At 67.6% G+C, this 7156-nt stretch carries 10 protein-coding genes; 3 read left to right on the top strand and 7 right to left on the bottom strand.

Going from position 1 to position 7156, the window contains the following annotated elements:
• Positions 1 to 134: 134 nt before the first annotated feature.
• On the top strand, positions 135 to 926 hold the full coding sequence (locus tag ABIR74_RS10710; RefSeq protein ID WP_348177913.1) for an SDR family oxidoreductase: 792 nt from the start codon (positions 135 to 137) through the stop codon (positions 924 to 926).
• On the opposite strand, the gene ABIR74_RS10705 is transcribed toward ABIR74_RS10710, so the two are convergent.
• From ABIR74_RS10705 to ABIR74_RS10680, 6 genes are all read right to left on the bottom strand, one after another.
• A complete protein-coding gene (locus tag ABIR74_RS10705) occupies positions 907 to 1548 on the bottom strand; it encodes a DUF72 domain-containing protein (protein WP_348177911.1) in 642 nt (213 codons plus the stop codon). The genes ABIR74_RS10710 and ABIR74_RS10705 overlap by 20 nt on opposite strands.
• Positions 1545 to 2039: a dihydrofolate reductase gene (locus tag ABIR74_RS10700; RefSeq protein ID WP_348177909.1), complete on the bottom strand. Its 495-nt coding sequence runs from the start codon at positions 2037 to 2039 to the stop codon at positions 1545 to 1547. The genes ABIR74_RS10705 and ABIR74_RS10700 overlap by 4 nt, the downstream gene beginning before the upstream one ends.
• The gene (locus ABIR74_RS10695; protein ID WP_348177907.1) at positions 2036 to 2881 is read right to left on the bottom strand and encodes a thymidylate synthase; all 846 of its coding nucleotides are present in this window, start codon (positions 2879 to 2881) and stop codon (positions 2036 to 2038) included. Before ABIR74_RS10695 ends, ABIR74_RS10700 begins: the two co-directional genes overlap by 4 nt.
• A 34-nt stretch (positions 2882 to 2915) precedes the next feature.
• Positions 2916 to 3491 (bottom strand): anti-sigma factor, encoded by a 576-nt coding sequence (locus ABIR74_RS10690; protein WP_348177905.1) that lies wholly within the window; start codon positions 3489 to 3491, stop codon positions 2916 to 2918.
• Entirely contained in the window at positions 3488 to 4033 is a 546-nt protein-coding gene (locus ABIR74_RS10685; RefSeq protein WP_348177903.1) for a sigma-70 family RNA polymerase sigma factor, read from the bottom strand. Before ABIR74_RS10685 ends, ABIR74_RS10690 begins: the two co-directional genes overlap by 4 nt.
• A gap of 157 nt (positions 4034 to 4190) precedes the next feature.
• Positions 4191 to 4796, bottom strand: coding sequence for a superoxide dismutase (locus ABIR74_RS10680; protein ID WP_348177901.1), 606 nt, complete (start codon positions 4794 to 4796; stop codon positions 4191 to 4193).
• A 74-nt stretch (positions 4797 to 4870) separates the two neighbouring features.
• Here ABIR74_RS10680 and ABIR74_RS10675 point away from each other — a divergent pair, with 74 nt between their 5' ends.
• Together ABIR74_RS10675 and plsY are read left to right on the top strand one after the other, a co-directional pair.
• On the top strand, positions 4871 to 5482 hold the full coding sequence (locus tag ABIR74_RS10675; protein ID WP_348177899.1) for a Fe-Mn family superoxide dismutase: 612 nt from the start codon (positions 4871 to 4873) through the stop codon (positions 5480 to 5482).
• A 9-nt stretch (positions 5483 to 5491) separates the two neighbouring features.
• Positions 5492 to 6103, top strand: coding sequence for a glycerol-3-phosphate 1-O-acyltransferase PlsY (plsY, locus tag ABIR74_RS10670; protein ID WP_348177897.1), 612 nt, complete (start codon positions 5492 to 5494; stop codon positions 6101 to 6103).
• Here plsY and mptA read toward each other — a convergent pair.
• Entirely contained in the window at positions 6093 to 7061 is a 969-nt protein-coding gene (mptA, locus tag ABIR74_RS10665) for a GTP cyclohydrolase MptA (RefSeq protein ID WP_348177895.1), read from the bottom strand. The genes plsY and mptA overlap by 11 nt on opposite strands.
• Positions 7062 to 7156: the final 95 nt, after the last annotated feature.

Below are 7156 nucleotides of genomic sequence, written 5' to 3'. Positions count from 1 at the left end.
CTGGTTGGCGTCGGGATCCAGTACGCGCGCGTTGCGCTGCCCCGAGAAGTGGCAGGGGCCGCCGTGTCGGAGGTGACGATCCCGATCGCGTCGAGGAGGGGCACGGATCGGCTGTATCTCGTAGTGTGGCGAGCGTGAAGGCCGTCGTCATCACCGGCGCGGGAACCGGCATCGGCGCGGCCTGCGCGCGGAGGCTCGGCGCGGACGGCTACGGCATCGTGCTCTCGGGCCGTCGCCCCGAGCCACTCGATGAGGTTGCGATGGACATCGAGCACGTCGTCGTGGTTCCGGGCGACGTCACTGATCCGGATCACGGCGTGGCCCTCGTCGATGCTGCCCGTGCGAGCTTTGGAGGCCTCGACGGCGTCGTCCTGAATGCTGGCGTCGGCGACTCGGCAGCGGCCGGAGACGATACGCCCGAGGGGTGGGGGCGCACGATCGGGATCAACCTCACCGGCGCCTTCCTGGTCGCTCGGGCCTGCCTTCCATCGCTCGTCGAGCGCCGCGGCGCTCTTGTCGGCATCTCTTCCAACAGCGCTCTTCGTGCCAGTCCGAACGACGCGTCGTACGCCGCTTCGAAGGCGGGCCTTTCGATGCTGTGCAAGGCGATCGCGAACGACTACGGGCCGCTGGGCGTGCGCGCCAATGCCGTCTGCCCCGGCTGGGTGCGGACGCCGATGGGCGACGCTTCCATGGATGGTCTGGGGGAGCTGCGAGGCACCGATCGCGAGGGCGCGTACGCGCTCACACATGCACACGTCCCCCTTCGGCGCCCCGGCGAATCAGAGGAGATCGCATCCGTCGTCGCCTTCCTGCTCTCTTCCGACGCCTCCTACGTGAGCGGCGTGGAGTTGCTCGTCGATGGCGGCGGCGATGTCGTCGATGTTTCGGCGACCGCCTGGGCCGTCAGCCCGCCAACGCTCTGACGAGCGTGGCCGCTCGCGGCGCGTCCGGTGCGTCGCCGTGGCGGAAGTAGGCGAGCACGTCCGTGCCGCTTCTCGCCTGCTCGCCGAGCTCGGTTGCGATCGCTCCGAGCTCGAGGTCTGGATAGACGAGCTCGCGGAAGCGGAGGTACGCCCACCCGGCAGCACCGCTTCGGTCGTCGACGCGTACCACCCGGGCCTCGCTGAGTCGTGGTTCGACGCCGTCCCAGCTCGGGTCGCGCAGGTCGAGCGCGTAGCGGATCGTAGGATCCACCGATCCGAGGAAGAGCTCCAGGAATCCGTCGTCCCTCGGCCGCTCGACGACGACCCGGACACAGCCGAGCCGATCGCCGAGGCAGCGCACGCGCTCTTCGAACGTCGCGAGCCGACCTTCGATCCCGTCCGGGGCTTTGACCGCGAACCGGAAGCCGTCGGGCACTTGCGCTGCCCACGACCGGAACTGCTGCTCGGAGGGGAGCCGATACTTCGTCGCGTTCAGCTCGACGGTGTCGAGGTGTGCGGCGTAAAAAGTGAGAAACGCGCCGCGGTCAAGACCTGCAGGATAGAAGCCCGGCTGCCAGGACGGATAGCCCCACCCCGACGTTCCGACGTGCAGTCCGCTCATGCCACCTTGCGTTCGTACCTGACGAAGGAGAGCGCAGTTCCGTCTGCGGCGACGATGCGCTCGCGGGTCGTCTCGGCGAACAGATCGCGATCCCAGTCGGGGAAGACCACCTCCCCAACGACGCTTAGGTCGATCTCCGTCACCACGAGCCTGTCGGCCGTGGGCAGTGCTGCGGCGAAGATCTCGGCCCCCCCGATCACGAATACGTCCTCTGCACCTTCGGCGAGGCGGAGCGCCGCGTCGAGCGACTCTGCGCTCTCGGCGCCGTCCGCGCCCCAGGTGGGGTTACGCGTCACGACGATGTTGCGACGGCCCGGCAGCGGCCGGAACCGCTCGGGAAGCGAGTCCCACGTCCGCCTCCCCATCACGACCGTGTGCCCCATGGTGAGGTCGCGGAAGAACGCGAGATCCTCTGGAATGTGCCAGGGGATCGAGGTTCCGTTCCCGATCACTCCGCCGCGGGCAATCGCGGCGACGAGCGTGATCCTCACACCGCCACCGGTGCCCGGATCGCCGGGTGGTGCTCGTACCCGAGCACCTCGAAGTCCTCGAAGGCGTAGTCGAAGATCGACGCGGGGCGGCGGCCGAGTCGTAGGGTCGGGTAGGGGAAGGGATCTCGAGCAAGCTGGGTCTCGATCTGCTCGCGATGGTTGTCGTAGATGTGGCAGTCGCCGCCCGTCCAGATGAGGTCACCCGGTTCGAGGTCGCACTGCTGCGCGAGCATGTGGGTCAGGAGCGCGTAGCTTGCGATGTTGAACGGGACGCCGAGGAAGACGTCGGCGCTGCGCTGGTAGATCTGGCAGCTGAGCCGCGCGCGCGACGCCGGTGTGTCCGAGGAGCCGACGTGGAACTGGAAGAGCGCGTGGCAGGGCTGGAGCGCCATCCTCTGCAGGTCGGCGACGTTCCAGGCGCTGACGATGATCCTGCGGGAATCGGGGTCGTCGCGAAGCAGGCGAACCGCCTCGGAGATCTGGTCGACGTGGCCACCCTCGGGTGTCGGCCAACTGCGCCACTGGACGCCGTAAACGGGCCCGAGGTCACCGTCGTCTGCGGCCCACTCGTCCCAGATCGTGACTCCGTGTTCCTGGAGCCAGCGCACGTTCGAGTCGCCTCGCAGGAACCACAGGAGCTCGTAGGCGATCGACGGGAAGTGCACCTTCTTCGTGGTGATCAACGGGAACCCGTCGGAGAGGTCGAACCGCATCTGGTGGCCGAAGACGCTCACCGTGCCCGTCCCCGTGCGGTCGTGCTTCGGCTTCCCGGTCGAGAGGACGAGGCGTGCGAAGTCCTCGTACTGTGTGCGGATGGCGTGATCAGGGCTCGACGCGGTCACCACCCGACGATAGCGCGCAGCCCGGAAGATGTCCTCAGGCCGACTCGGTGAGGAGCGGCTGCGTCGTTCCTGTCTTCACGACCACCCACCCGTCGAACGTCTTCAACCGATAGGGAGCGTTCAGCGGCACCTCGGTCGTTCCGCCTGCGACGACGAATGACCCGCACGACTCGGCGAGCTTGCCGTCCTTCGTCAGCCAGAGTGTGTACGTGCTCCCCTTCGGCAGCACCGGCAGCCCCGAGACGCTGAACGTCATCGGCCAGTTGCCCGCCGCGTCCTGGGCCAGCACGTCGATCGTCGCCTCCGCGGCGTTAGCGCCCTTCATCGTGATCGTCTGGACCGGTGCCCCGGGTGCGTTGCGCCCTCCGACCACGTAGCCGATGGCAAGCAGCACGGTTGCGGCGATCGCGACGGCGCCGACCGCAGTGAAGCGACGCCGTGCGAACGGGACAACCCTGGCGCCGGGTGGTACCGGGGCCACGGCGAGCTCGGGCGGTAGCTCCGGCTGAGGACCTGCGGCGATCAGGAGCTCATGAGCCGCGAGCAGGCGCTCGCGGGCGGGATCGTCAGCAGCGACAAGATCGTCGAAGCGTGGTGGTGTGGCGCTCATAGCTCTCCCTCGAGGGTGTCGGCGAGTCGGGCGAGGCCGCTGCGCGTACGCGTCTTGACCGTGCCCAGCGGGATCTGGAGGAATGCGGCGATCTCGCTCTGCGAGAGGCCGGAGAAGTACGCGAGGGCGATCACCGATCGCTCGTTCTCGGGCAGCGTCTCGAGCGCCCGGTGGACGCGCCAGGAGTTCCACGACGCCTCGGCCTCCTCGTCGGGCGCGAGATCCGTGGAGACGACCTCGGGCGGGTCGGCCATCGTTGGCGCCGGCTTGCGACGCTGCGCATCGACGATCGCGTTGCGCGCGATCGTGTAGAGCCACGCTCCGCCCGGTCCGCGCTTGCGGTCGTAGCTCGCTGCCGAGCGCCAGACCGCGGCGAACACGTCCTGCACGGAATCCTCGGCCCGGCCCCGATCACCGATGCGACGGAGTGCGAGGCCGAGAACCGATCGCGCGTAGCGGTGATACAGCTCCTCGAATGCCGAGCGCTCGCCCGCGGCTATCTGTTCGATGAGCGTTCCATCAGTGACCTCGGAGGCGCTCACGGTTGTGATCGTCGCTGGTCGGGCGCGAGCGTGCAAGCGCGGCGAGAGAACGGTGGCCATTCCAGGGACCTACGCAGTGCGTACCGGTGTGGATTGGAGCATCTCGGGCGAATGGGAAAGCGCGGGTGCCAGGCAACGCCTGGCACCCGCGCTCGTCCTACTGCGCGGCTTCGAACCGAGCGCCGACGGCGTCCCAGTCGATCACGTTCCAGATCGCCTCGAGGTACTCGGGGCGACGATTCTGGTACTTGAGGTAGTACGCGTGCTCCCAGACGTCGATCCCGAGGAGCGGGGTCTTCCCCTCCGAGATCGGGGAGTCCTGATTCGGGGTCGACATGACGGCGAGACCGGTGCCGTCCCAGACGAGCCACGACCAGCCCGAGCCGAAGCGCTTGATGCCGGCATCGATCATCTGCGCCTTGAGCACGTCGAACGCGCCGAAGGTCGCCTGCACTGCCTCACCGAGGGCACCGGTCGGTTCGCCGCCGCCGTTTGCCGAGAGCGACGTCCAGAACAGGGCATGATTGGCGTGGCCACCGCCGTTGTTACGGACGGCCGCCTGCTTGTCGGCCGGCAGGATCTCGAGATTCGAGATGATCGCCTCGATCGGCCGACCCATCCACTCCGTGCCGTCGAGTGCGGCATTGAGGTTCGTCACGTACGCGGCGTGATGCTTGCCGTGATGGATCTCCATCGTCTTTGCGTCGATGTGTGGCTCGAGCGCGTCGAGCGCGTAGGGCAGTTCGGGCAGTTCGTACGCCATTCCTTCTCCTTCGTTCGGTTCCGTTTCAAGGATATGCTGCGGGACGTCGTTCGCCGAGCCGGAGGTCTTTTCTGATGCCCACGTACACCGACATCATGCCGCGCGAGTTGAGGCCGGCCCTGCTCGAGCTCGACGGCATCTCCCGAGCCTCGATCGAGGCTCACCACCGGTTGTATCAGGGTTACGTCGCGAAGCGGAACGAGATCCTCGCAAAGCTCGAGGTGCTCGACCGCTCCGGCGCCAATCAGGTCTACTCCGAACTGCGCGCGCTCAAGGTCGATCTCAGCTTTGCGATCGGCGGAATCAAGAATCACGAGATCTACTTCGCGCACCTCGGTGGTGAGGGCGGCGACCCGACCGGGCCTGTCAAGGAGCTGGTCGAGCGCGACTTCGGTTCGGTGGGGGCGTGGCGCGATGACCTCAAGGCGACCGGTATTGCGGGTCGCGGGTGGGCGTGGACGGCGTACGACTGGGACGAGCACCGCCTCTTCAACTACATCGGCGACGCGCAGAACACGTTCCCGATCTGGAACGCGACACCGTTGATCGCGCTCGACGTCTACGAGCACGCGTACTTCCTGGACTTCCAGACCGACCGAGGCGCCTACATCGATGCGTTCTTCGCGAACCTCGACTGGCGTGTCGTCAACGGCTGGATCGGCTCGTACGGCATCCCGACCGTCTAACCTTCTGGAGTGCTCCAGGATCTCCTGATCGTCGTCGGCGGGTACCTCGTCGGCTCGATCCCGTTCGGTGTCGTCGTCGTCCGGCTGCTCCGTGGTGAGGACATTCGCAAGCAGGGCAGCGGCAACATCGGAGCCTCGAACGTGTGGCGCTCGTACGGCCGGTGGCTCGGGGTGCCGGTGGCGCTGCTCGATGTTCTCAAGGGCTTCATTCCCGCCTACGTCGGCCTCAGGTTCGGTGGGGAGTGGGTGGGCGTTCTCGCCGGCTCCGCAGCAATGGCAGGGCATGCGCGGCCGATCTGGCTCGGGTTCACGAAGGGGGGCAAGATGGTTGCGACCGGAGGCGGAGTCGCTCTCGCCCTCGCCCCGATCCCGGCGGCCCTATGTCTCGTCGTCTGGATCGCCACGTTCGTTCTGTTCCGGTACGCGTCGCTCGCGTCGATCGTGACCGCGTGCGCGCTCCCGATCCTGTGCGTCGTGTTCGGCGAGCCCGGGCAGACGGTGGGCTTCGGCGTGGTGGCCGGCCTGGCGGTGATCCTGCTCCACCGACAGAACATCGGCCGCCTGCTGCACGGCACCGAGTCCCGATTCTCGCGCGCCGCCGATCCCGCAGCTACGCCGTAAGCCAGTCCGCGAGCGTCGTCTGCCGGGCGGTTTCGGTGCCCTGCATCTCGCTGCGAAGCTCACCGACGGTGCCCCACCGCTCGGCGAGGACATCGTGGGCATGGATCGTCTCGAGGTTCACCTGGCGTGAGAGTACGAAGTCATCGTTCGCGAGGCCCGGCACCTCGTCGAGAAGGTTCTTCAGCGCGACACGCACGGAGTCCTCGACGAAACGAGGCTGCAGGTGAGCGTGCTCGACGACGAACAGCTCGTCGGGCCGCTTCAGCAGCTCGAACACGGGCGCGCTCATGGAGCGTTCGACCAGGTCGACGAGCGTTTCGGCATCGATCTCGCTCGTCGTCCCGACGAGAAGCGTGCCCTTGCCGCGTTGGTTGTGCGTCGCGATCGGTACGAGCTCGAGGATCTGCTCTATCGCTTCGGCCCCGAAGCCTGCGTCGGTGAGTCGCTCAGCCGCCCTGCCGGCGACGAGTCCTTGCGCGCAGGGGCAGGCGTTGATGCCGGTCGCTTCGACGCCGACGACGCGCCTCGAAGCATCGGCCGTCGCAGCGGCGATCCCGATCAGCGAGACCATCTCCTGCGTCGGTAGGCCCGTGACGGGAGTGACTCGCCGCATCGGCCACCGCGCAGTGATGCGCACCTCGGCTCGGTGGGCGTTCTGCCGCTCGACGATGTGCCGCGCGATCACCTCTGCGATCTCCTCGATGATCCGTGCCTCGCCGAGTACGGCATCGCCGATCGCCTCGTCGAAGACCTCGGGGAAGCGCGACATGTGGACGCCTTTCTGGCCGCGTGCGAGGTCGACCGTGCACTCGATGTCGGCAGCCATCACCGTCTCGGCGTCTCCGCGCCGGATCCGGATCGCCTTCTGCACGCCGGTGACGCCGGCGCGGGACAGCGCGAGCTCGACGGGTGGCGCTGACGCCTGCATGTCGTCGACGAGATGCGACCGGTCCGGCATCTCGGGAACCTAGCACCGACGATTCGCCTCCCGGGCCTGTCCGGACCGGTGGTCCGGTCATCTGCGCTGTCTTGCGAGGAGGCGCGGCGCGTCCC

Origin of the sequence: Gaiella sp., assembly GCF_039915195.1 — a bacterium.
Taxonomy (GTDB): Bacteria; Actinomycetota; Thermoleophilia; order Gaiellales; family Gaiellaceae; genus Gaiella.
This window is presented reverse-complemented; position numbering and strand designations above follow the sequence as displayed.